16 protein-coding genes and 1 pseudogene are annotated in these 23503 nt (G+C 64.3%); 13 read left to right on the forward strand and 4 right to left on the reverse strand.

Annotation, left to right across the window (positions count from 1 at the left end):
• Positions 1 to 52 precede the first annotated feature (52 nt).
• Entirely contained in the window at positions 53 to 3088 is a 3036-nt protein-coding gene (locus B2R83_RS08025) for an Rne/Rng family ribonuclease (protein ID WP_292039917.1), read from the reverse strand.
• Between the two features lie 674 nt (positions 3089 to 3762).
• On the opposite strand from B2R83_RS08025, the gene B2R83_RS08030 reads away from it, so the two are divergent.
• The 4 genes from B2R83_RS08030 (at position 3763) to B2R83_RS08045 (ending at position 6928) form a co-directional block, all read left to right on the forward strand.
• Positions 3763 to 4752 (forward strand): RluA family pseudouridine synthase, encoded by a 990-nt coding sequence (locus B2R83_RS08030; RefSeq protein WP_292039919.1) that lies wholly within the window; start codon positions 3763 to 3765, stop codon positions 4750 to 4752.
• Between the two features lie 73 nt (positions 4753 to 4825).
• Entirely contained in the window at positions 4826 to 5485 is a 660-nt protein-coding gene (locus B2R83_RS08035; RefSeq protein ID WP_281909926.1) for an HAD-IIIA family hydrolase, read from the forward strand.
• Between the two features lie 2 nt (positions 5486 to 5487).
• Complete coding sequence (locus B2R83_RS08040) at positions 5488 to 5862, forward strand: Rieske (2Fe-2S) protein (protein ID WP_292039924.1); 375 nt, start codon at positions 5488 to 5490, stop codon at positions 5860 to 5862.
• A gap of 52 nt (positions 5863 to 5914) precedes the next feature.
• Positions 5915 to 6928 carry a S49 family peptidase gene (locus B2R83_RS08045; protein WP_292039926.1) on the forward strand — a complete coding sequence of 338 codons (1014 nt, stop codon included), beginning with the start codon at positions 5915 to 5917 and terminating at the stop codon, positions 6926 to 6928.
• Positions 6929 to 7147: 219 nt separating this feature from the next.
• On the opposite strand, the gene B2R83_RS08050 is transcribed toward B2R83_RS08045, so the two are convergent.
• A complete protein-coding gene (locus B2R83_RS08050) occupies positions 7148 to 7471 on the reverse strand; it encodes a hypothetical protein (protein ID WP_292039928.1) in 324 nt (107 codons plus the stop codon).
• A 242-nt stretch (positions 7472 to 7713) separates the two neighbouring features.
• Between B2R83_RS08050 and B2R83_RS08055 the strand changes: the two genes are divergently transcribed.
• Positions 7714 to 8427, forward strand: a complete 714-nt coding sequence (locus B2R83_RS08055; protein WP_036214697.1) for a pseudouridine synthase — start codon at positions 7714 to 7716, stop codon at positions 8425 to 8427.
• Positions 8428 to 8449: 22 nt separating this feature from the next.
• Here B2R83_RS08055 and B2R83_RS08060 read toward each other — a convergent pair whose 3' ends face one another.
• Positions 8450 to 9736, reverse strand: a complete 1287-nt coding sequence (locus tag B2R83_RS08060; RefSeq protein WP_292039931.1) for an ROK family transcriptional regulator — start codon at positions 9734 to 9736, stop codon at positions 8450 to 8452.
• A 505-nt stretch (positions 9737 to 10241) separates the two neighbouring features.
• Here B2R83_RS08060 and B2R83_RS08065 point away from each other — a divergent pair.
• The 5 genes from B2R83_RS08065 to B2R83_RS08085 all read left to right on the forward strand — a co-directional run bounded on the left by B2R83_RS08065 (position 10242) and on the right by B2R83_RS08085 (position 17503).
• Entirely contained in the window at positions 10242 to 13268 is a 3027-nt protein-coding gene (locus tag B2R83_RS08065) for a TonB-dependent receptor (protein ID WP_292039933.1), read from the forward strand.
• Positions 13269 to 13381: 113 nt separating this feature from the next.
• Positions 13382 to 14095 (forward strand): SapC family protein, encoded by a 714-nt coding sequence (locus B2R83_RS08070; RefSeq protein ID WP_292039935.1) that lies wholly within the window; start codon positions 13382 to 13384, stop codon positions 14093 to 14095.
• On the forward strand, positions 14085 to 15098 hold the full coding sequence (locus B2R83_RS08075) for a cupin-like domain-containing protein (protein WP_292039938.1): 1014 nt from the start codon (positions 14085 to 14087) through the stop codon (positions 15096 to 15098). The genes B2R83_RS08070 and B2R83_RS08075 overlap by 11 nt, the downstream gene beginning before the upstream one ends.
• A gap of 127 nt (positions 15099 to 15225) precedes the next feature.
• On the forward strand, positions 15226 to 16329 hold the full coding sequence (locus B2R83_RS08080; protein WP_292039941.1) for a phospholipase A: 1104 nt from the start codon (positions 15226 to 15228) through the stop codon (positions 16327 to 16329).
• Positions 16330 to 16516: 187 nt separating this feature from the next.
• Complete coding sequence (locus tag B2R83_RS08085; protein ID WP_292039942.1) at positions 16517 to 17503, forward strand: fumarylacetoacetate hydrolase family protein; 987 nt, start codon at positions 16517 to 16519, stop codon at positions 17501 to 17503.
• Between the two features lie 92 nt (positions 17504 to 17595).
• Here the strand turns inward: B2R83_RS08085 and B2R83_RS08090 are convergent, their stop codons facing one another.
• Complete coding sequence (locus B2R83_RS08090) at positions 17596 to 18720, reverse strand: hypothetical protein (RefSeq protein WP_292039944.1); 1125 nt, start codon at positions 18718 to 18720, stop codon at positions 17596 to 17598.
• A 332-nt stretch (positions 18721 to 19052) separates the two neighbouring features.
• On the opposite strand from B2R83_RS08090, the gene B2R83_RS08095 reads away from it, so the two are divergent.
• The 3 genes and pseudogenes from B2R83_RS08095 (at position 19053) to B2R83_RS08105 (ending at position 23474) form a co-directional block, all read left to right on the forward strand.
• The gene (locus B2R83_RS08095) at positions 19053 to 20192 is read left to right on the forward strand and encodes an MraY family glycosyltransferase (RefSeq protein WP_292039946.1); all 1140 of its coding nucleotides are present in this window, start codon (positions 19053 to 19055) and stop codon (positions 20190 to 20192) included.
• 89 nt (positions 20193 to 20281) lie between these two features.
• Positions 20282 to 20775 (forward strand): annotated as a pseudogene (locus tag B2R83_RS08100) (dTDP-glucose 4,6-dehydratase); the annotation flags it as partial.
• A gap of 308 nt (positions 20776 to 21083) precedes the next feature.
• A complete protein-coding gene (locus tag B2R83_RS08105; protein WP_292039947.1) occupies positions 21084 to 23474 on the forward strand; it encodes a polysaccharide biosynthesis/export family protein in 2391 nt (796 codons plus the stop codon).
• The last annotated feature ends 29 nt before the right edge of the window (positions 23475 to 23503 follow it).

Here is a 23503-nt window from a genome sequence, read left to right on the forward strand (position 1 = left end):
AAAAAGGGAAGCCCAGTGGGCTTCCCTTTTCGCTACGACAGCAAGCTAGCGCTTACTGGCGCGTATCCACCTGGATCAGCGGCTCGTCCACCGGCGCCTGGACCGGCTTGCGGGCGCGGCCGACGCGTTGCGGGGGATTGGCCTGGGCGGCGGCTTCCTGGGCGGCGCGCAGCTTTTCCGGATCGGTCGATGCGAGCTGCAGGCCAGCCTTGGACAGCAGGTCGTTCATGTCGATCGGCGCGGCGCTCGGTGCAGGAGCCGGAGCCGGAGCAGCGGCGACTGGCGCTGGGGCTGGGGCTGTCTGCACAGGCTCGGCAGCCACCGGGGCAACCGGAGCGACCGGCGCAGCCGGTGCTTCAGCCACAGGCGCCGGTGCCGGCTCTGCAGCCGGGGCGGCCGGGGCCTTCAGGGCGGCCATCGAAGCCGCGGTCGGGAAGACCCACGGACCACGTTCCACTGCCGCAGCCACGGCCGGAGCAGCTTCGGCAACCGGTGCCGGCGCGGCAACCGGAGCCGGTGCAGCCGCGGCGGCCACGGCGTCCGCTTCGGCCTTCGCCTTGGCAGCCACCGATGCAGCGGTCGGGAAGGGCCACGGACCCTGCTCGCCGGCAGCCTTCGCCTTCGGCGCAGATTTGGCCTCGGCCGCAACCTTGGCGGCTTCCTCGTCGGCGACCGGCGTGAAGGCCGGGGCGCCGTCGATGCCTTCTGCCGATTCCATACCTTCGACCTGGTCACGGTCGCGGCGGTTGCGGTTGCGGCCACCGCGGCGGCGGCGGCGGCGCGGCTCGTCGCCGCCTTCGGCGTCCAGTTCCTCGCCGTTGGCGCCCGATGCCGCCACTTTCACCGCGTGGTCCAGCACGTCGCCGTGCGGGGTGGTGGTCGACAGTTCGCTTTCGTCGCTCGGGGCCGGGACGGCCTGCAGCTTCAGCTCTTCCGCCTTGGCTTCGACCGGCTGCTGGACGGCGCGCTCGGTGCGCTCGCCACGCGGCTGGCGCGGTGCGCGTTCCTTGCGTTCGCCCGGCTCGCGCTCGGCGCGCGGCGCGGCCGCTGCGGTGTCGAGCTGCTCACGCGGCTCGCGCGGTGCACGTGCTTCACGCGGCTCACGCTTCTCGCGCGGCTGGCGGGCCGGCTTGGCGTCGGCTTCCACCGGCTTGACGCCTTCCTCGGTCTTGGCAGTCAGGTCGCGCTCGTCGCGGTCACGGCCACCCTTGGCGCCGCGACCGTTGCGGGTGCGCTGGCCATTGCGGCCGGCGCGCTCGCCGCGCTCGGCTGCTGCGGCCGGCGCGGCCGGCTTTTCAGCCACCACGGGTGCCGGTGCCGGCGCCGGCGGGATCGGCTCGCCCATGAAGAATTTCTTGATGCGGGCAAAGAAGCCCAGTTCGCTTGGTGCCGGCGCGGCTGGCGCCGGAGCCGCGACCGGGGCTGCCGGGGCAGCGGCCTTGGCCGGCTTGGCCGCTTCGCTGCGGTCCACCATCGGGGCCGGCTGGGCCGGGGTGATGGTCTTGACCACGGCTTCCTGGCGCGGCTTGGCTTCTTCCTTCTGGCGCTTGGCGAAGCCCATGTCGGTCTCGGCCGATTCCGCCATGGTGTAGCTGGCGGCGGCGTCTTCCAGGCGCGGGTCGTCGTGCTTGATGCGCTCGAGCTTGTAGTGCGGGGTGTCCAGATGCTTGTTCGGGATCAGGATCACGGTGATGCGGTGGCGGTTCTCGATCTTGAGCACTTCGCCGCGCTTTTCGTTCAGCAGGAAGGCGGCGACGTCGACCGGCACCTGCACGTGGATCGCGGCCGAGTTCTCCTTCATGGCCTCTTCCTGGATGATGCGCAGGACTTGCAGGGCCGAGGATTCGGTATCGCGGATGTGGCCGGTGCCCGAGCAGCGCGGGCAGGTCACGTGCGAGCCTTCCGACAGGGAAGGACGCAGGCGCTGGCGCGAGAGCTCCATCAGGCCGAAGCGCGAGATCTTGCCCATCTGGACGCGTGCACGGTCATGGTGCAGGGCTTCCTTCAGGCGAGTTTCCACCTCGCGCTGGTTCTTGGCCACTTCCATGTCGATGAAGTCGATCACGATCAGGCCGCCCAGGTCGCGCAGGCGCAGCTGGCGGGCCACTTCGTCGGCCGCTTCGCAGTTGGTGTTGAAGGCGGTCGTTTCGATGTCGGAGCCGCGCGTGGCGCGTGCCGAGTTGACGTCGATGGAGACCAGGGCTTCGGTGTGGTCGATGACGATCGCGCCGCCCGATGGCAGCGGCACGGTGCGCGCGTAGGCGGTCTCGATCTGGTGTTCGATCTGGAAGCGCGAGAACAGCGGCACGTCGTCGCTGTAGCGCTTCACGCGGTGCGCCATGTCCGGCATCACGTGCGACATGAATTGCTGCGCCTGGTCAAAAATCTCGTCGGTGTCGATCAGGACTTCGCCGATGTCCGGCTGGAAGTAGTCGCGGATCGCGCGGATCACCAGCGAGCTTTCCTGGTAGATCAGGAACGGACCGGCGGCCGACTTGCCGGCGCCTTCGATCGCGCGCCACAGCTGCATCAGGTAGTTCAGGTCCCACTGCAGTTCTTCGACCGTGCGGCCGATGCCGGCGGTGCGGGCGATGACCGACATGCCCTGCGGCAGGTCGAGCTTGTCCATGGTTTCGCGCAGTTCCTGGCGCTCTTCACCTTCGACGCGGCGCGACACGCCGCCGCCGCGCGGGTTGTTCGGCATCAGGACCAGGTAGCGGCCGGCCAGCGAGATGAAGGAGGTCAGTGCGGCACCCTTGTTGCCGCGTTCCTCTTTCTCGACCTGGACCATGATTTCCTGGCCTTCCTTGAGGGCTTCCTTGATCGTGCAGTTACGCACGTCGACGCCATCGCGGAAATAAGAACGGGCAACTTCTTTGAAGGGGAGGAAACCGTGGCGGTCTTCGCCGTAGGAAACGAAGCAGGCTTCGAGGGAGGGTTCGATGCGGGTGATGACACCCTTGTAGATATTGGACTTGCGTTGCTCGCGACCGGCGGTCTCGATATCGATGTCGATCAGCTTCTGGCCATCGACAATCGCTACGCGCAGCTCCTCTTGCTGCGTAGCATTAAACAACATGCGTTTCATTTTTATTAACTCCGCGACCCGAAGGCCGTGTCATGCCGCGCTGGTTAGGCGCGGCGAAAGTACAGGGAATGTACGCGGAGAAGGAATGCTGGAGGGGGGAATACCCGGAACGGGGCAGGGCGACGCAATGCATCGCTGCCGCACGGGGCGCAGTGGAGTCGAACGTCATTGTCTACGCACGCCGCAACCAGCAGCTGGTCCGCCTGCCACCACGTTGGGGTGGGCACGGCGGAGACAGCGGGGCGGTGTGCAACAACGAGCCAAACCGTAGCCAGCGAACAACCAAGACTTCGATACCGAGGCGATCAATCAGCCTTCCGTAACGCTCAGCCTTCAGGTGAGGCTGACATCGGGTCGGGCCACAACGACAAGCGTTATCGACACCATCAACCGGCGAGCCGCGAACGGCGCGGCTTGCCGGTACTTATCCATACAAATCCAAACAGTCCATCCTGCATCCAGCCACCCAACCCGATTGCAACTGCAGGTGCAACCCTGATTCGCGCCTGAATGTGCGTACACGTTTTTTTCCACCGAATTTGCTCATGGCGGGGCCGGTGGAGCGCGCCCCTGTGTAAAATATCGTTTTAATTCTTACACCAGCAGAGGTTTGACCGCCGCCTGTCGATTATATATTCAAAATGAAGGACTTAGAGAGAATTTCTGGGAAGACAATGCGAACAGTGGTACAGAACGATGTTGTTCCCCCTTCATCACAGCCAACAATCCAGGCGCAGTTCGTGACAATCACCGAGGAAGAGGCCGGCCAGCGCATCGATAACTATCTGTTGCGCGTCTGCAAAGGCGTCCCGAAAAGCCACATCTACCGCATCCTCCGTTCGGGGGAAGTCCGGGTCAACAAGGGCCGCATCGACCAGTTGTACCGCCTCGTCGAAGGCGATCTGGTGCGCATTCCGCCGATCCGCATCGCCGAGAAGGCCAGCCAGCAGGCCACGCCCGGCGTCGAATTCCCGATCGTGTTCGAGGACACGCACCTGCTCGTCATCGACAAGCCGGCCGGCGTCGCCGTGCACGGCGGCTCGGGCGTGTCCTACGGCGTCATCGAGCAGCTGCGCGCGGCGCGGCCGCAGGCCAAGTTCCTGGAACTGGTGCACCGGCTCGACCGCGAGACCTCGGGCCTGCTGCTCATCGCTAAAAAAAGGTCGGCCCTGACCAACCTGCACGACCAGATGCGCGACGGCGTGACCGACAAGCGCTACCTCACCGCGGTGCTTGGCGACTGGACCAACAAGCGCCAGCATGTAAAGCTCCCTTTACATAAATTCACGACGTCGGACGGCGAGCGCCGCGTGGTGGTGCAGGCCGGCGGCCAGGAAGCGCACACGGTGTTCAACCTGAAGCGCAAGTGGAAGGACTTCGCCCTGCTCGAAGCCGAGCTCAAGACCGGCCGCACGCACCAGATCCGCGTGCACCTGGCCTCGAGCGGCTTTCCGATCCTCGGTGACGAGAAATACGGCGATTTTGCATTGAACAAGCAGCTTCAGAAGGCAACTGCCGAGCGCGGGGCGCTCAAGCGCATGTTCCTGCACGCTTACCAGATCACCTTCACCCACCCCGACACCGGCCAGCCGCTGACCTTGCGCGCGCCGCTGCCGGCCGAGTGCGACCGATTCTTGGTAAGCTTGGGGCAACCACTAATATAAATAAATGTAGGGTGGGCGGGTCTTCCGCCCACCCTACAAAACCATAGGACCCGGCGGTAGAGCGCCGACAACAATGCCAAGAAAGCAATTTGACCTGATCGTTTTCGACTGGGACGGCACGCTGATGGACAGCACGGCGGCGATCGTCCGCTGTATCCAGTCGGCGGCCCGCGACCTCGGGCTGCCGGTGCCGAGCGACGCTTCGGCCTCGCACGTGATCGGCCTCGGCCTGTCCGAAGCCATGCAGGCGGTGCTGCCCGACATCGACCCGGTGCTGTACCCGCGCATGGTGGAGCGCTACCGCTACCACTTCCTGACCAAGGACCACGAACTGGTGCTGTTCAAGGGCGTTCGCGAGATGTTGACCGATCTTGCGCAGCAGGGCTACTTCCTGGCGGTGGCCACGGGCAAGAGCCGCGTGGGCCTGAACCGCGCCATGAACGCGGCCGGCCTGCTGGCCATGTTCGACGCCACCCGCTGCGCCGACGAGACCTTCTCCAAGCCGCACCCGGCCATGCTGCAGGAACTGACGCGCGAACTGGGCCAGATTCTACGCCGCACCGTGATGATCGGCGACACCACCCACGACCTGATGATGGCGAACAATGCCGGCGCCGCCGGTATCGCGGTCGAATTCGGCGCTCATCCGGTGCACCAGCTGCAGGCCTGCAAGCCGATCTTCTCGGCCCGCTCGATCCCTGAGCTGCACACCTGGCTGCTGGAAAACGCGTAACGATGACCGACGATAACAGCCTGTTCGTATGCGAAGCATCCGCGCTGCTCGACGGCGGCAAGGGTGTGCGCTTCCCGGTTATTGCCTTTGGGCATCCGACGACCGGCTTTGTGGTACGTTATGCAGGTAAACCATTTGCTTACCTGAATCGTTGTGCGCACGTACCCATCGAACTCGACTGGTCGGAGGGCGATTTTTTCGAGTCGAGCGGGCTGTACCTGATGTGCGCGACCCACGGGGCGGTGTACCAGCCGGACACCGGCAAGTGCGCCGGCGGACCGTGCCGCGGCGGCCGGCTGCGGCCGATCGCCGTGAGCGAACGGGATGGCGGCATCTGGTGGCAGCCCGACGAGATGGTATGCGCGCCCGCGCCTTGAATGGCGCGGACGCTCCGCAGTGTAACAATATCGAAACCGGAATGTTGAGCGAATGAGCGAGCAAGCGAGTCACGACCACGATCCCTCCAGCCAGGCCGACAAGCGGCTTGCCGCCGATCCCAGCATCGGCAACTGGGAACGCGCGACCCTCGAAAAACTGGTGTTTGCCACCGTGCAGGAGCGCCGCGCCGCGCGCCGCTGGGGCATCTTCTTCAAGCTGAGCTTCCTGCTGGTCGCGATCCTGGCGCTGGCGACCTATTACGATTCCAGCATCGGCTTCGGCGGCGACGAAAACCTGGGCCGCCACACGGCCTTGATCGAAATCAACGGCGAGATTGAAGCCGAAGGCAGCGGCGCGGCCGACACCGTAATCCCCTCGCTGAACAAGGCCTTTTCCGACGCCGGTTCGGCCGCGGTGGTGCTGCGCATCGACAGCCCGGGCGGCAGCCCGGTGCAGGCCGGCATCATCGTCGACGAGATCCAGCGCCTCAAGCGCGGCTACCCGGACAAGCCCCTGTACGTGGTGGTGGACGAGATCTGCGCCTCGGGCGGCTACTACATCGCCTCGGCGGCCGACCGCATCTATGTGAACAAGGCCTCGATCGTCGGCTCGGTGGGCGTGCTGATGGACAGCTTCGGCTTTGTCGGCACCATGGAAAAGCTGGGCGTCGAGCGGCGCCTGCTCACCGCCGGCGAGAACAAGGGCTTCCTCGACCCGTTCAGCCCGCAGTCCGACAAGCACAAGGCGCACGCCCAGGCGATGCTGAACGAAATCCACCAGCAGTTCATCTCGGTGGTGCGCGCCGGCCGCGGCAAGCGCCTGAAGGAAACCCCGGAAACCTTCTCCGGTCTGTACTGGACCGGGGAACGCGCAGTGGCGATGGGCCTGGCCGACGGCTACGGCACCGTCGACACCGTGGCGCGCGACATCGTCAAGGCCGAGGACATCGTCGACTACACCGCCCACGAGGGCTTGCCGGAGCGCGTGCTGAAGAAATTCGGCGCGGCGGTGGGCAATGGCGCGGTGAAGGCCGCCTACAAGGGAGCTGTTCCGCAGCTTCGTTGATATTTTGCTTGCATCCTGCGGAACATGTTCTATATTGAGGTGGTGCGACTCGAGGGCGGACTGGCACGACAGCAAACGTCTTCGCCACCCGGATCGAGAGCCGCCCCCCAACTGCACACCAGGTGCAGCTTCGAGAGAATTCAATTCCTCACAGTAGTGATCCTTCTCAGGAAGTGAAAACGACGGCCTCGGCCGTCGTTTTCACTTACCGGGCAGGAACTACATGTAGGTACCGATCTGCTGGGTATCGCCATCGCGCATCGGCTGGCAGCCGGCAGGCAGCGCACGGGAGACTTCCTCGTACTGGCTGAAGCCGCCGCGATCGAGCCAGGCCTGGAAATCGCGGCGGGCAGCGGCATACCAGGCGGCACGCAGCGCCGGAGCACCATGGTGCAGGTGGGGAATGTGGCCACCATGCTGCCAGCGCGACAGCGCCAGCCGGGTGGGGAACAGGGCTGCATGGAATCTGGCCATCTGGCGGCGCTCGGCAGGATCGGCTGCTTGCGGAAGAACTCCATCGGTCGGTTGCGCGTCGGTATGCACGGTCTTGTCCTATCAGTCTGGGCGAGGACGTATGCCTAGAGATATCCTCGTGTCATTAGGTGGATTCCTAACGCGTTGAAGTCTATCAATCAGAATCTTCCTAGGCTTGACGCGCATCAAATGTGCGGAAGCATCCGAAGGCCTGTCGGAATATTACTTACCTCAAATGGGTAATCAGCGCCAGGGAAACGGGCGCGGGCAGCGCTTTGTCGGGACAGCCCCTTCTGTTAAAGTGGCGCCCCATGAGCAAACTATCCCTGGACCGGATCCTGCAATCGCAGGGATTCGGCACCCGCAAATACTGCCGCGCGCTGATCGAGGACGGCGACGTGCTGGTCAACGGCGCGGTCGAAGACAATTACAAGGCCACGTTCGATACGACCGACCTGGTGCTGACGGTGTTCGACGAGGAATGGCGCTACCGCGAACACCTTTATCTTGCGCTGTACAAGCCGGCCAACTACGAGTGCTCGCGCAAGCCGAGCCACCACCCCGGCGTATTGACCCTGCTGCCCGAGCAATTCGGGTGGCGCGAGGTGCAGCCGGTCGGCCGCCTCGACCACGACACCACCGGACTGCTCCTGATGTCGGACGACGGCCCCTTCATCCACGCCCAGTCCTCGCCCAAGCGCCACGTGCCCAAGGTTTACCAGGCCACCACCGCCGAGCCGGTCACCGAGGCGCTGGTCGAGCAGATGCTGGCCGGGGTGCAGCTGCACGACGAGCCGGCGCCGCTCAAGGCGGTCTCCTGCGTGCAGCGCGGCGAGCACCTGCTCGAGATCGTGCTGGAGCAGGGCAAGTACCACCAGGTCAAGCGCATGCTGGCGGCCGCCGGCAACCATTGCAGCGCGCTGCACCGTTCGCAAATCGGCGGGCTGACGCTGGAATCGCTCGGGCTGAAGGAAGGGGAGTGGTGCTACCTGGAGCCGGAACAGCTGGCGCTGCTGGTGCCGTAGGGTGGGCGGCTCGTAACTCGGGCTAGATGCCCGAGTTACGAGCCGCCCACCCTACGGACTCCAGCCCTGCCGGCCGCACCTGGCGCCCCGCCTTTTCCACCCGCCGCGCCATGCTCTGCAGGTCGAGCGGCCGGGTGAGCCGGTGGCGCGCCAGCGCCGCGGCGCCGACCGCGACCGCATCCGCGCCGAAGCGCGAAGTGCGGATCTCCGGCGCATTCAAGAGCGCGGCATCGGCGTAGCCGGCCAGCACCCGGCGTGCCGGCGCGATCAGGGTGTCGCCCAGGCTGAGCGCCGGCCCGCCGATGACGATCGCCATCGGGTCGAACGCGGCCCACAGGTTGTTCAGCAGTACCCCGAGCTGTTCCCCGGCCGCGGTGACCGCCGCGCAGGTCTGCTGCTGTCCCTGCGCCACCTTCTCGAACAGCCGCTCGAGCGCCGCACGGCTCGGCTTCTCGGCGCCCAGCAATGAGCCCAGCCCGATCAGCGCGTCCGCGCAGCCGCGGCGCCCGCACGAGCAGCGCGGTCCGTTGGCCTGCAGGATCGCGTGCCCGACTTCGCCCGCGAAACCGTTCAGGCCGGTGAGCAGGTTGTCGCCGACGATCACGCCGGCGCCCACGCCATAGCCGATCGACAGGTAGACCAGCGGGTCGGTGCCCGACTGCCCGGTGAATTCGAACTCGGCCAGCGCCGCGACGTTCGCCTCGTTCTGCATGTACAGCGGCAGCCCGTCCAGCGGCGTGCCGGCGAAATGCGCGCGCAGCTGACTGTCCACGTCGACGTTGCGCCAGCCCAGGTGGGGCGCATAGCGCAGCATGCCGAGCGTCTCGTCCACCCCCCCATGCAGGCCGACGCCGATGCCCAGCACCTGGCGTGCGCCGCTTGTCCCGGTCGAGCGCCCGAGCCGGCGCGCCAGCCGTACCAGCCCGCCAGCCACCAGCTTGATGCAGGACGCCGGGTCGGCGCTGTCGTCGTAGCTGACCACGCGCGTATCGAGCACTTCGCCGAGGAGGTTGGTGGCGAGCACGCGCGCTTCGTCCACGCCGATCTCCGCGCCGAGCAGGGCCAGGCGGCCCGGGTCGAGGTGCAGCGGCGTCGCGCGCCGGCCCACTTCGCCGGTGGCGATCAGCTCGCGCTCGGTCAGCCAGCCTTCGTCCACCAGGTCGCGCACCAGCATGCTGATCGTCGACTTGGTCAGCCCCAGCACCTCGGCCAGCGAGGCACGCGACAGTCCGGGCTGGGTGCTGACCTGCCGCACCAGGGCCATCCGGTTGAGTTGCTTGAGTAATTGGTGGTCACCGGTGACGGGCATGGATCAATAAAGGTAAGTGAGTGTGAAGATTATGCAACACCAGCGGTCACACAAAAAAATTTTTACGCGTATGCACAGCCGGACGGAGCATGGCAAGTATAACCACCTCCTTGCAGAAATATCACTGATCCGGAAAAACGCGAAGTCCTTGATTTTGCTGTGAAATCGATTTCATAAGGCGTCTCGAGCACACGGTCGGCAGCGCCGATTACCTAGCCCGGCGAGCGTTAGATCGTATCCACAATGAATTTTTTTGTATTGACTCATGGTGTTTTAACGCGAAGTTCGTTTGTTCGACGAATTGACTAATTCAAACATCGCCTTTACTCTTTCGTCAATACAAAAAGTCCGAGCGGCAATTTATAAGCCAAGGCGATGCAGCAATCGCACGCGGCACAAACGGACACGGCCCCACTACAAAGTTCCAATCAGGTGTTTTCGAGGACACCACCAGCGGCACGTTCCCACCCGGGCGCGGCCATATTTGTAGAAGAGAGGAGACACAGTGCTGCACACATCAAAAAAGGGTAATTCGCGCTACCCGGGTACCAAGCGTCGTTTGATCACCCTCGCCGTGGCGAGCGCCTGCGCCACCCTGGTCGCTCAGGCCCATGCGCAGGAAGCGAACACCGCCGCGGTCGCCAACGCGGCCGACCCGGCCAACACCGCGGCCCCCAGCGCCGCCAACACCGTGGTCGTGACAGGCATCCGCGCCAGCATGCAGTCGACGCTGAACCTGAAGCGCAATTCGGACGGCTTCGTCGATGGCATCGCGGCCGACGACATCGGCAAGTTCCCCGACACCAACCTCGCTGAAGCGCTGCAGCGCATCAGCGGCGTGTCGATCGACCGCAACCGCGGCGAAGGCGCCCTGGTCACCGTGCGCGGCGTCGGCCCGGACCTGAACCTGGTGCTGCTCAACGGCCGCCAGATGCCGACCGCGAACCTGGGCGACCAGTCCGGCCGCGCCTTCGACTTCAGCAACCTGGCGGCGGAAGCCGTGTCGCAGATCCAGGTGTACAAGAGCGTGCGCGCCGACGTCACCCCGGGCGGCATCGGCGCCACCCTGAACGTCATGACCGGCCGTCCGCTCGACCTCGGCAAGCAGGCCAGCTTCGGCGCCAAGGTGATGTACGACGAGTCGAATAACAACCTGCCCGACCAGAACAAGGCCAGGCGCTCGGCCACCCCGGAAATCTCCGGCCTGTACAGCAATACCTGGAACGACGGCATGTTCGGCCTGTCCGCCAGCGCCAGCTACCAGGAACGCAACATGGGCATCAACACGGCCGCCGTCATCAACGGCTGGCTGGGTCCGTTCAAGATGGGCGATACGAGCGACGGCGCGATCCCGCAGCCGAACAACCCGAACTTCGTCAACATCAAGAACCCGCCAAGCGGTAACGACCTGTACCTGTCGCCACAGAACATGTCGTACAAGATGAACGGCTACCAGCGCCAGCGCACCAACGGCCAGCTGACCTTCCAGTTCCGTCCGGTCAAGGAACTGACCACCACCCTGGACTACACCTTCGCGGAGAACAAGCTGCAGCACCGCTACAGCGAGCTGTCGGCCTGGTTCGGCCACAACATGGACATCCAGGGCGCCCAGTTCAGCGGCGGTCCGCTGTCCTCGCCGCTGTACTACGAAGAGCGCTACACCAGCCCGCAGGACATCTCGATGAACGGCGGCGACTCTGCCCGCAAGTCGACCCTGAACTCGCTCGGCTTCAACACCCAGTGGCGCGCCACCCCGGACCTGACCCTGAGCTTCGACGCCCACCACTCGGTGGCCGAAGCGAAGTCGGACAGCCCCTACGGCTTCAACAACGACCTGGCCACCGCCAGCTTCAGCCGCGGCATCACGCGCGCCGATTTCACCAGCGAGATGCCGGTGCTGTCGATCCAGGGCGCCGACTTCGTCGGCAGGCCGCACCAGGTCGCGGGCTCGTGGTTCCAGGATGGCCGCAACGAAATGACGCTCGACCAGGCCCAGCTGGGCGGCAAGCTGAAACTGTTCGAAAGCTCGGGCCTGAACTTCGGCGTGGCCTTCACCAAGAACAAGAACGAGTCGATCTTCCAGCAGGTGCAGCGCGATACCTGGGGCGGCACCGTGCCGGTCACGTCGAATGCTTATGACCAGAGCTTGTGGCACGCGGATAACCTGCGCAACTACTTCAGCAAGCTCGGCGGCGCGGACAATCCGGCCCTGTTCACCCAGATCCACCCCTTCGATTTCGAAGGCGTGCGCAACGCCGCCATTGCGATCACCGGCGACCGCGCCGGCTACACCCCGAGCCTGGCCAACCCGGCCTACGACCGCACCACGATCGAGAAGACCAAGTCGCTCTACTTGCAGTTCAACACCGACTGGGACACCGCGATGCCGATGCACACCGGGATCGGTTTCCGCTACGAGCAGACCCGGGTCTCGTCGACCGGCCTGACCAAGGTGCCGACCGGCATCCGCTGGATCTCGGAAAACGAGCTGCCGGTCGACTTCGGATCGCAGACCTTCGAGACGCTGGAAGGCAAGTACAACAACTTCCTGCCGAGCATTGACTGGGACATCGAGCCGCGCTCCGACATGAAAGTGCGCGCCAGCTATGGCGTGTCGATCGGCCGTCCGCGCTACGACCAGATCGCCGGCGGCAGCACCTACGGCACTACCGCCAGCGTCACCGGCGTGACGGTCAGCCGCGGCAACCCGGCGCTGGAGCCGGTCAAGTCCAAGAACCTGGACCTGTCGGCCGAGTGGTACTACAACAAGCAGAGCATGCTCTCGCTGGGCCTGTTCCACAAGAAGCTGACCGACTACACGGGTTCGACCGTGATCACCGAGGGTTCGCCGAGCGCGACCACGCCGGTGGGCGGGGCCTACTGGAATGCGGCGGTGGCCTCCGGCTGCTCGGTCTCGAACCGGATCTGCATCCGCAACTACATCCTGCGCAATTACGCCGGCCAGCCGGGCGTGACCTACACCGGCGACAACTCGGCCGGCGTGGCCCAGGGCACGATCACCGGGGTCGCGGGCAATCCGGCGCTGCCTTACCAGGTGTCCACCCTGGTCAACTCGCAGGGCGACACCCTGAAGGGCGCGGAGGTCAACTGGCAGCACATGTTCGCCAACGGTTTCGGCTTCCAGGCCAACTACACCTACGTGAAGTCGGGCCTGACCTATGACGACCTGGGCGTGGGCAACCAGTTCGCGCTGGTCGGCCTGTCGGACTCGGCCAACATCGTCGGCATCTACGAAGACACGAACTGGTCGGTGCGCGCAGCCTACAACTGGCGCGACCGCTTCCTGTCCTCGACCGCCGACAACGGCAAGCCCAATCCGAGCTATGTCGAGCCCTACGGCCAGCTGGACCTCTCGATCGGCTACAACCTCAGCAAGAACCTGAGCCTGTCCCTCGAGGCGATCAACGTCAACGACGCGACCCAGCGTGTCCATGGCCGCTCCGAGATGCAGGTGCTGCAGGTATCGACCGGCGGCCGCCGCTACATGGTGGGCGCCCGCTACAAGTTCTAAGTTCTTGGTGCCGGGCGGCACCCGCTGCCGCCTTTCCGACAGGCCGTCTTCGTGCGGCCTGTTTTTTTGACACGCATGGCTTTGTCCATGCGAAACTTAGGGCGGAGGAGACTATGAGCCAATCCGTTTTGCTGCACAGCCTGGAACACAAGGACCTGCGCGTCATTCCCGAACGCAGCGCCGCCTGGGGCGACGACGTGATGTTCAGCCTGACCTTCCCGCAGGAGTTCCGCCAGGTCCAGGCCCATTACCCGATCGTCTTTCGCGCCACCGGAGACCCCGCCGGCTACGAGGCGCTGGCGCTGTTCGGCTTCGAAAGCGGCGAGAACCTGTTCCTCGGCCCGCAAGGCTGGGATGCCCACTACGTCCCGCTGAACATCGAACGCCGGCCCTTCCTGATCGGCCGCCATGGTGACGAACTGAACATCCACATCGACATCGATCATCCGCGCGTGAGCCGGACTGAGGGGCAGGAACTGTTCCTGCCCTACGGCGGCACCAGTCCCTACCTGGAACGCATCCATTCGGTGCTGCTGACCCTGCACCAGGGCCTGCAAGCCATGCCGGCCTTCGTGGACGCGCTGGTAGAGCACGCGCTGCTCGAATCCTTCGTTGCCGACATCGAGTTGAACGACGGCTCGCAGCACCGCCTGATGGGCTTCTACACGATCAACGAGGAGCGCCTGCAGGCGCTGCCGGGCGCCGCGCTCGAGCGCCTGAGCCGCGCCGGCCACCTGGAGGCGATCTACATGGCGGTGGCCTCGCTCGCCAACTTCCGCGACCTGATCGCGCGCCGCGAGCGTCGAGAGAGCCGCCATGCTGCCTGAACCCGCGCCGATCCGCGAGCTCGACGGCAGCGTGCCGGGTGTGCTCAGCGACGCACTGCTGACCTCGACCGAACCGGTGGTGCTGCGCGGGCTGGCGTCGAGCTGGCCGATGGTCGCCAGGGCGCACGCCTCGCAGCAGGAGGCGGGCGCCTACCTGCGCCGCTTCTACCGCGGCGAACAGGTGCTGGCCTTCCTGGGCGCGCCCGAGATGGCGGGGCGCTACTTCTACAACGAGGACCTGAGCGGCTTCAATTACGCCGCCATCAAGGCGCCGCTCGACAAGGTGCTGGAAGAACTGGAAGACCACAAGGACGACGCGCGCCCGCCCTCGGTTTACGTCGGCTCGACGATGATCGACCACTACCTGCCGGGCTTCCGTTCCGAGAACGACCTCGACCTGGGCGGGCGCGTGCCGCTGGTGAGCATCTGGATCGGCAACCGCTCGCGCATCGCCGCCCACTACGACGTGCCGGACAACATCGCGGTCGTAGCCGCGGGCCGGCGCCGCTTCACGCTGTTCCCGCCGGAGCAGGTGTCGAACCTGTACATCGGGCCGCTCGACTTCACCCCGGCCGGGCAGGCGATCAGCCTGGTCGACTTCGCCAAGCCCGACCTGGAACGCTTCCCGCGCTTCGCGCAGGCCATGGAGCAGGCCCGGTCGGCCGAACTGGGACCGGGCGACGCGCTCTTCATTCCCTCGATGTGGTGGCATCACATCGAAGCGCTCGAGCCCTTCAACGCGCTGGTGAATTACTGGTGGCGCCAGTCGGCGCCGCACATGGATTCGCCGGTAAGCAGCCTGATGCTGGCGCTGCTCACCATGCGCGAGCTCCCGCCCGCCCAGCGGTCTGCCTGGCAGGAGCTGTTCCGCCACTACGTCTTCGAAAGCGATGGCAGCGAGGCGGCCCATATTCCGCCACGGGCGCGCCGGATGCTGGCCCCCCTGGACGCGGATGGCGCCCGCGCGCTGCGCATCCAGCTGCTGAACAGGTTGAACCGGTAGGGTGGGCGGCTGCAAACGGTGCGCCATCATCCCGGGTTTTCCGCGACACTGCCGTTGACAAACCGTCATGTCATGGGCACGCTTGCCCCTGTCATTGCGTCCATACAGCCGTTTCCGAAGAAAGCCCATGCATTTGAAGAAGATCCCCGCAGCCCTGCTGCCCGTCCTGCTCGCCACTCCAGCCTTCGCCCAACAGGCGACCCTAACGGTAACCCAGCAACTGGCCGACTGCACCAAGCTGGTTGACACCAGAGAGCGCCTGGCCTGCTTCGACAGCCTGGCGGGCGCCCATGGCGCCACGCCTGCCGCGCCCGCCGTCCTTGCCGCGCCGGCCCAGGGCTCGGAGGTCGCCTCCGTTCCTGGCCAGCAGCCGACCGCGTTCCCGGCCAAGCCGCAGCCGAACCCGGCCGCTTCGGTCGATCCGGCGGTCGAAGCGGTCGCCGAGTACACCATGGACTCGCACTGGGAACTGAACGAGAAGCACCGCCGCGGCATCTTCGTGTTCCGCCCGCACCGGCAGAACTACCTGATCGCGACCCGCACCCACCGCCCCAACGAGGCGCCCTACCAGCCTTTCCGCGCGGTCGACTTCACCGGCAAGCTGTCGCACGCCGAACTGCAGTACCAGCTCGGCTTCAAGATGAAGGCGGTCGAGACGGCCTTCGAGCTACCGATCGACGTCTGGTTCGGCTACACCCAGAACAGCTTCTGGCAGGCCGACAACAGCGAAGCTTCCAGCCCCTTCCGCGAGACCAACTACCAGCCCGAGGTGATGGTGGTGACGCCGCTGAACTTCAGCGCTTTCGGCGCCAACCTGAAGTACCTGAACCTGGGCCTGGTCCACCAGTCGAACGGCCAGACCTCGACCCTGTCGCGCAGCTGGAACCGGATCTATGCCCAGGTCGGCATCGAGCGCGGCCGCTTCTCGATGACGGCGCGCGTGTGGAAGCGCCTGAACGAGCGGTACGAGGACGACGACAACCCCGACATCATCGACTACATGGGCCGCGCCGAACTGTCCGGCACCTACCGGATGGACGGCCACGAGTTCAGCGCCATGCTGCGCCGTAACCTCTCGACCAGCAAGGGCGCGACCCAGCTCGGCTGGGCCTTCCCGCTGGCCGGCCCGCTCAAGGGCTATGTGCACTGGTTCTCGGGTTATGGCCAGAGCCTGATCGACTACAACTACTTCCAGCGCACCATCGGCGCCGGCGTGGTGGTGCGGTACTAGGCGGCCTTTGTAGGGTGGGCGGGTCTCCCGCCCACGCGGTGATCGCTATCGGCTCCGCTTTTGTGTCGGATGATCTTGGAGTTAACCATCACCGCGTGGGGTGTTCTGGTCCAGTGGACCAGAACACAAGCTGCCCACCCTACGAACCTCGTATAAAATTGCGGACTGCTAACAAGAGTCCGCTCACATGAAACTCGCCACGCTCAAGGACGGCACCCGCGACGGGATGCTGGTGGTCGTCTCGCGCGACCTGAAGACCGCCCATGTCGCCGACGGCATCGCGCCCACCCTGCAGGCCGCGCTCGACGACTGGGCTTTCATCGCGCCCCAGCTGGCCGAGCTGTCGCTGCTGCTCAATGATGGCCGCGCCCGCCGCCCCTTCGACTTCGACCCAAGCGCCTGCATGTCGCCGCTGCCGCGCGCCTACCAGTGGGCCGACGGCTCGGCCTACGTCAACCACGTCGAACTGGTGCGCAAGGCGCGCAAGGCCGAGATGCCGGCCTCGTTCTGGGAAGACCCGCTCATGTACCAGGGCGGCAGCGATGACTTCATCGGTCCGATGGACGACATCGTGCTGGCGCACGAAGAGTGGGGCATCGACTTCGAAGCCGAGGTGGCGGTGGTCACCGGCGACGTACCCATGGGATCGACGCCCGACGAGGCGCACGGCCAGATCCGCCTGCTCATGCTGGCCAACGACGTCTCGCTGCGCAACCTGATTCCCGACGAACTGGCCAAGGGCTTCGGCTTCCTGCAGTCGAAGCCGGCAACCAGTTTCGCGCCGGTGGCGGTGACGCCGGACGAGCTGGGCGAGGCCTGGCGCGGCGGCAAGGTCCACCTGCCGCTGAGGTCGAGCTGGAACGGCAGGCTGGTCGGGCAGCCGGATGCCGGCACGGACATGGTCTTCAACTTCCCGCAGCTGATCGCGCACCTGGCCAAGAGCCGCAACGTGCGCGCCGGCAGCATCGTCGGCTCGGGCACGGTGTCGAACAAGGATGCGTCGAAGGGCTACTCCTGCATCGCCGAGCAGCGCTGCCTGGAGAGCATCGAGTTCGGCGAGCCGGTTACGCAGTTCATGCGTTTTGGCGACACCATCCGGATCGAGATGCTGGATGAGAAGGGGAAGTCGGTGTTCGGGGCGATCGAGCAGGCGGTCAAGCGCCTAGAACGGTAACGGCTCGGTTTTCGTAGGGTGGGCAGGTCTCCTGCCCACGCGGTGATAGTTGACAGCAAGATCATCCGGCGCGAAAGCGGAGCCAATAGCGATCACCGCGTGCGCGGCGGAGCCGCCCACCCTACGGACCAGAACGAATCCGGCGCCCCTTCGCCACGCAAATCCACCTCCACCGGCCTGCTGATCCGCCGCAGCGTCTCCGCCGCCAGCAGCCGCCCGTCCGGCTCGTGCAGCCGGTACCAGAGGAAGGCCACGCCCGACAGGCGCAGGTGCTGGCCGGTGAACAGGTTTTCCTTCACGATGCTCATGCCTTCCAGCCGCAAATCGGCGTCGAGCACCAGGCTGCCGGCGGTGCGCTCGCTATAGCCGAGGAAGCGCGCGGCATTGAACAGCGGGCTCCTGTCGCTGGCTTCGCCGGCCTTGAGCGAGTCGACGAAGGCGTCCACCACCTTCAGTTGCGCCAGCGCCGCCTGGCTGACTGCGGCCATTTCCTTCTTCTGCTCGCCCTTGGCGGCATCGAGCAGCACCTGCAGCTCGGCAATGCGCTGGGCGTAGGCGGCGCGGTGGACGGCGAGGGCATTCAGGCGCCCCAGCAGTTTTTCGTAGCGTGCCCAGTCGAGTTCGCCCAGGTAGCCGGCCCCGAGTCCGCTGATGCGCTCTGGGCAGGTTTGCGCCAGGGCGCTGGCGAACAGGCTGCGCGCCCCTTCGCCATAGCCGATCCCGGTCACGCTCACGTCGCTACGCAGCAGGGCGGCGATGTCGGCGCCCGCGCGCACCGTCGCCGGCACGATGGTGAGCATGGCCAGCGGCAGCGCCGCCGCGCCGGAGCCCGGCGGGCGCTGGGTGTCGAGGTAGCGCTGCAAGGCCTTGTTGCGCTCGGCGATGTCGCTGGAAAAGCGGGTGAGGGCGCTGTCGACGGTACGCGCCGCCACCATGCCCTGGCTCGTGGCCGGATCATAGAGGGCGGCGGTGCGGTTGGCAGGCAGGCGGGCACACAGGATTGTTGCAAGCTCGCGCGCCAGGTCGAAGGCGCGCACCAGTCCGGCCGCGCCGAACTGGCGGGTGTCGATGCTGCCTGTCAGCGGCTTGGATTGGGCTGGCGGCAGGCGCGCCAGCAGTTCGGCGCGTTCGGCTTCGGCCAGTGCCTGGCGCGCTTCGGCCTCGAGCTGGCGGGTACGGAGTTCGGTCAGTTCACTGGACTGACCGTGTGCTGGCATTGCCGGCGCGGCGAGGAGCAAAAGCAGAAGCAGGAGCGTAGGCAGTTGGGGCAGGGCGAATGCGGCGCGGTACCGGGTGAGGACCATCGGAGCTCCCGATTGCAAAAATCATTCAGATGAATAATTGCCGCAAATAAAGGTGTAATAAATTGTCGGGAATATTAGAAGAAGTTTCAGGACGGTTGATTGTGAGATATCAAGTTCCCTAAAATCGATAAATTCTGCTTGCTGATCAGTGATTTGCAGATGCTGGCCGGGACACACTCTGTAACAGGTTTGTCCATTAGCTAAATGGAAATGCGCTAGAATTGACGAGTTGACAAAGTGGTTTTATGAGTCTTTTTAATTTTCCATTTACCGGCCTCGAGCTTGGTTTTGCCGTGTCGCTCGCCTGTTCCCTGCTGCTCGTCCTGACGAAGCGCTGGCACGGGCGCTATTCGCTCGACGCGACGCATGGCGTGCAGAAATTCCATATCACCCCGACGCCCCGTATCGGTGGTGCCGCCATCATGCTCGGCCTGTGGCTGTCGCTCGGCGTACTGCCCGAGGCGCAGCAGGAATTGCTGCTGCCGGTGCTCGTATCCGCCATGCCGGCCTTCGTGTTCGGGCTGGCCGAAGACCTGACCCGTAACGTTTCGGTGCGCGCGCGCCTGTTCGCCACCATCGCAAGCGGCGTGTGCTGCTGGAGCCTGACTGGCGTTACGCTGTTACACATCGGCATTGGTCCAATCGACATGATGCTCACCTGGCTGCCGGCTTCGATCCTGTTCACCGCCATCGCGGTAGGCGGCGTGGCCAATGCGGTCAACATCATCGACGGCTTCAATGGCCTGGCCAGCGGCACCGTGCTGATCGGCATGGCCGCGCTCGGCATCATCGCCCAGGACGCCGGCGACGCCACCCTGGCCCAGCTTTGCTTCGTGGTATGTGCTGTGACCGCCGGCTTCTTCGTCGTGAATTTCCCCTTCGGTAAATTGTTCCTTGGTGACGGCGGCGCTTACCTGCTCGGCTTCCTGCTGTCCTGGATGGCGGTGATGCTGGTTTACCGCAATCCGCTGGTATCACCTTGGGCGCCGCTGCTGGCTTGTGGCTATCCGGTTTTCGAGACCGTTTTCACCATCGTGCGGCGGCTGTGGTGCCGCCGCCATCCGGGGCACCCGGACAGCTGGCACCTGCACAGCCTGGTCAAGACCGCAATCGTGGCGCGCTTACTGCACGCTCTGCCGGCGTCGCTTCGTAACGCCTGCGTGTCGCCAGTCTGCTGGGTGGTGGCGCTGGTGCCGGCGATGATGGCGGTGCGCTTTGCGGCCGTGCCGGAAGCGCTGCTGCAAGGCGTGCTGGCGAGCTTCCTGCTGTATCTGTCGGTGTATGCCTTCGTGGTGTCGGCATGGTATGCGCGGCGGCGCCGACCCAAGCGGCCCGAACCGCTGTCTGGCGACGTGATCCGCCAGCCCGACTCTTCTTTGATTTAGCGCGGGCTCTGACTCCCTGCCGCAGGCCCAAACGGCGCCATAATTCGGGTTAGCGGACGCATGCCCGCATTCAACTAACCTGGTAACGTATGACCATCCTTGTGACCGGTGGCGCCGGCTTCATTGGTTCCAACTTCGTGCTCGACTGGCTGGCGCAACACGACGAGCCGATCGTCAACCTCGATAAGCTAACCTATGCGGGCAACCTGAACAACCTTGCTGCTGTCCACGACGACCCGCGCCACCATTTCGTGGGCGGCGACATCGGCGACGGCAGCCCGGTGACGCGCCTGCTGCACGATTACCGGGTGCGCGCCGTGCTGAACTTTGCGGCCGAGAGCCATGTCGACCGCTCGATCGCCGGTCCGGCAGCCTTTATCGACACCAGCGTGGTGGGCACCTTCCACCTGCTGGCGACTGGACCGGATTGCCAGGCGACGAGCGTGCCAGCTTCTGCTTCCTGCATGTGTCGACCAATGAGGTGTACGGTACGCTCACTCCCGATGCACCAGCCTTCGACGAGCAGCACCCTTACTCGTCGAACAGCCCGTATTCGGCCAGCAAGGCGGCGTCGGACCACCTTCAACATCCCCTATGGATGGGGCTTCAATTTCCGTAACGACCGGTATATAACCTTATGTTATGGATTAATCCTGATTTGCAAAATTTTCACGCAATGTAACAAAGAAGTTAATTGAGCTGAATCAATCTCTGTACCACTCTTGTTTGATCAATATCGTATAGCTCCAGATCTATCTCTCATGGGCAAACAAGTGTTGTACTACGGGGATTTTATTTTGCGTTAGTAATTTCTTGCTGTTCACAGTACCGTCGGGACGGGATATAATCCTAGGTTATCCGACTGCTACCATCTCTCTTCTCGAGTATCACATGTCCAAGTTTTTGCTTCGCGCAGTAGCGCTGGCTATCGGCGTTGCGTCGACTATTGCGTCTGCTCAAGAATCGCCGGCACGTGCCGACGAGATGTTTGGCCAAGACCTGAATAACACGGCGGCACCGACCGCAACGCCGACCGCGCCACGCCGGGTGTCGATAACTAATGCCACCCCTGCAACGGCGTCTGCAGCCGATGCTTCGGCTGCTGCAGCACAGTTGCGTCCGACCTCAGGCTCCGCGGGGGCGCTACCTGTACGCAACGCCCAGGCTCGCGCCGGACAGGCACCGGTTGCGACGGGCGCTGCACGCGTGGAGCAGGCCGGGTTTCAGACCGAATTTCAAAAGTTCATCTTCGACAGTGTTGGCCAGGATCTCCCGATCTTCGGCGCCAACTTCTTCGCGAATGCCCCGTCGACCTTTGCTCCAATCCTGAACTCCCCGGTGCCGTCGGAGTATGTGCTCGGCCCGGGTGATGAGCTCCTGATCCGTGGTTGGGGTACGATCGACATCGATTTTCGCGCCACTATTGACCGCAACGGTACGATCACGATCCCAACGATCGGTTCGGTGGTGCTGGCTGGCGTGAAGGCAGGTGATGCTGACGATATCATCCGCAACGCGGTCGCCAAGCTGTACAAAGGCGTGACTATCAGCGTGAACTTCGGTCAGCTGCGCGCGATTACTGTATACGTAGTTGGCCAGGCGAGCCGTCCTGGTACCTATACCGTGTCCAGCCTGTCGACGCTGGTGACCGCGCTGTTCGCCAGTGGCGGTCCAAATGCAAACGGCAGTATGCGCCGCGTCCAGGTGAAGCGCGCCGGTCGCGTGGTCACTGAGCTCGACCTGTATGCCTTTATCGCCAAAGGCGACAAGTCGGCCGACGTCAAGCTGCAGGACGGTGACTCTATCTATATCCCGGCGGCCGCCGGCTATGTGGCGCTGGTGGGTAAGGTGAACAGCCCAGCGGTGTATGAACTCAAGACCGGCAGCGACACGATCGAATCGATGCTCGACTTTGCTGGCGGCATGCCGGTGGTAGCCGATCCACGTCGTGCGTTCCTGGAACGCATCGATCCGAGCAAGAACCGCCCGCGCAGCGTGGAGCAGTTTGCGCTCGACAGTGCCAGCCTGAAGCGGCCGTTGAAAGACGGCGACGTACTGAACATTACTTCTATCACGCCGGAGTTCTCGAACGCGGTCATCTTGCGCGGTAACGTGGACCAGCCGGTCCGTGCCCCGTTCAAACCAGGCATGCGCGTCAGCGACCTGATCCCAAGCCGTGATTACTTGATCACCCGCGCTTCGGTGAAGCGCCAGAACCAAGTCGTTGCCAGTGGGCACGACGAGCAGGTGACGAACGAACACGCTGACACTATCGCCGCGCGTGTTGGCGATTTGGTGGACGAAGTGAATTGGGATTATGCAGTCGTCGAACGCATTAACCGCAAGGATCTGTCGGTCACTCTGGTGCCGTTCAATCTGGGAAATGTGTTTGCGAATCCCGCAAGTGCCGACAACGTCGAGCTCCAAACGGGCGACACCGTGACCATCTTTTCGCAACAGGATGTCGCGGTCCCGATGGACAAGCGACGCGTGCTGGTTCGCGTTGAAGGTGAAGTTAAGGTTCCTGGTGTGTACCAGATGAGCGCCGGGGAAACGCTGCAAAGCCTGCTAGCAAAGGCGGGTGGCCCGACTGCAAATGCTTATCTGTTCGGGACTGCATTCCATCGCGAAGCGGTCCGTAAGGAGCAGGAACTCAATCTCGAAAAAGCTGCTCGCCGTCTAGAGGCTCAGCTCACCAGGGAACAGAGCCTGAGCGTCGCTAATCAGCAGGCTCTGGCTTCGGTTAACCCACAGGTGCTCGCAGCCCAGCAGCAAGCGCAGACCGAGTTGGCCCGGCAGAAGATCGCGCAGTTCCGTCAACTGAAGCCGACTGGACGGATTGCATTCAACCTGGACCCGAAGGAACGTTCGTTCGCTCGGCTGCCGCAATTAAAGCTGGAGAACGGCGATCGTCTCGTTGTCCCCGCGATGCCAGCCTTTGTCCATGTGTTCGGAGCGGTCAATGTCGAATCTTCGTCACTCTGGCGGCCAAACGCTCGCGTCAAGGACTACTTGAACGTAGCTGGCGTGACTTTAGACGCAGATGTTGACCAGGCGTTCGTTATTCGTGCTGATGGCAGCGTGGTTTCGCGCGATACGGGGAGCTGGCTGTTCGGCAGTATCGGCGGGATGGAGGTTATGCCAGGTGACAGCGTGGTCGTTCCTGAAAAGTTTGACCGAGAGACCAAGTGGACAAAGTTCTTGAAAGGCACGCGTGAGTGGGCGCAGATTTTCGCCAACTTCGGTCTGGGCGCTGCGGCGATCAAGACGTTGAAAGAATGATCATCACAATGTTTTCGAAGCGGGAAGTG

Origin of the sequence: Massilia sp. UBA6681 (assembly GCF_002454935.1) — a bacterium.
GTDB classification, from domain to species: Bacteria; Pseudomonadota; Gammaproteobacteria; order Burkholderiales; family Burkholderiaceae_D; genus Telluria; species Telluria varians.

Excerpts from the sequence above, each read along its gene's own strand:
- B2R83_RS08025 (WP_292039917.1), bottom strand. The coding sequence starts at position 3,088 with ATGAAACGCATGTTGTTTAATGCTACGCAGCAAGAGGAGCTGCGCGTA.
- B2R83_RS08030 (WP_292039919.1), top strand. The coding sequence starts at position 3,763 with ATGCGAACAGTGGTACAGAACGATGTTGTTCCCCCTTCATCACAGCCA.
- B2R83_RS08035 (WP_281909926.1), top strand. The coding sequence starts at position 4,826 with ATGCCAAGAAAGCAATTTGACCTGATCGTTTTCGACTGGGACGGCACG.
- B2R83_RS08040 (WP_292039924.1), top strand. The coding sequence starts at position 5,488 with ATGACCGACGATAACAGCCTGTTCGTATGCGAAGCATCCGCGCTGCTC.
- B2R83_RS08045 (WP_292039926.1), top strand. The coding sequence starts at position 5,915 with ATGAGCGAGCAAGCGAGTCACGACCACGATCCCTCCAGCCAGGCCGAC.
- B2R83_RS08055 (WP_036214697.1), top strand. The coding sequence starts at position 7,714 with ATGAGCAAACTATCCCTGGACCGGATCCTGCAATCGCAGGGATTCGGC.
- B2R83_RS08060 (WP_292039931.1), bottom strand. The coding sequence starts at position 9,736 with ATGCCCGTCACCGGTGACCACCAATTACTCAAGCAACTCAACCGGATG.
- B2R83_RS08070 (WP_292039935.1), top strand. The coding sequence starts at position 13,382 with ATGAGCCAATCCGTTTTGCTGCACAGCCTGGAACACAAGGACCTGCGC.
- B2R83_RS08075 (WP_292039938.1), top strand. The coding sequence starts at position 14,085 with ATGCTGCCTGAACCCGCGCCGATCCGCGAGCTCGACGGCAGCGTGCCG.
- B2R83_RS08080 (WP_292039941.1), top strand. The coding sequence starts at position 15,226 with ATGCATTTGAAGAAGATCCCCGCAGCCCTGCTGCCCGTCCTGCTCGCC.
- B2R83_RS08085 (WP_292039942.1), top strand. The coding sequence starts at position 16,517 with ATGAAACTCGCCACGCTCAAGGACGGCACCCGCGACGGGATGCTGGTG.
- B2R83_RS08090 (WP_292039944.1), bottom strand. The coding sequence starts at position 18,720 with ATGCCAGCACACGGTCAGTCCAGTGAACTGACCGAACTCCGTACCCGC.
- B2R83_RS08095 (WP_292039946.1), top strand. The coding sequence starts at position 19,053 with ATGAGTCTTTTTAATTTTCCATTTACCGGCCTCGAGCTTGGTTTTGCC.
- B2R83_RS08105 (WP_292039947.1), top strand. The coding sequence starts at position 21,084 with ATGTCCAAGTTTTTGCTTCGCGCAGTAGCGCTGGCTATCGGCGTTGCG.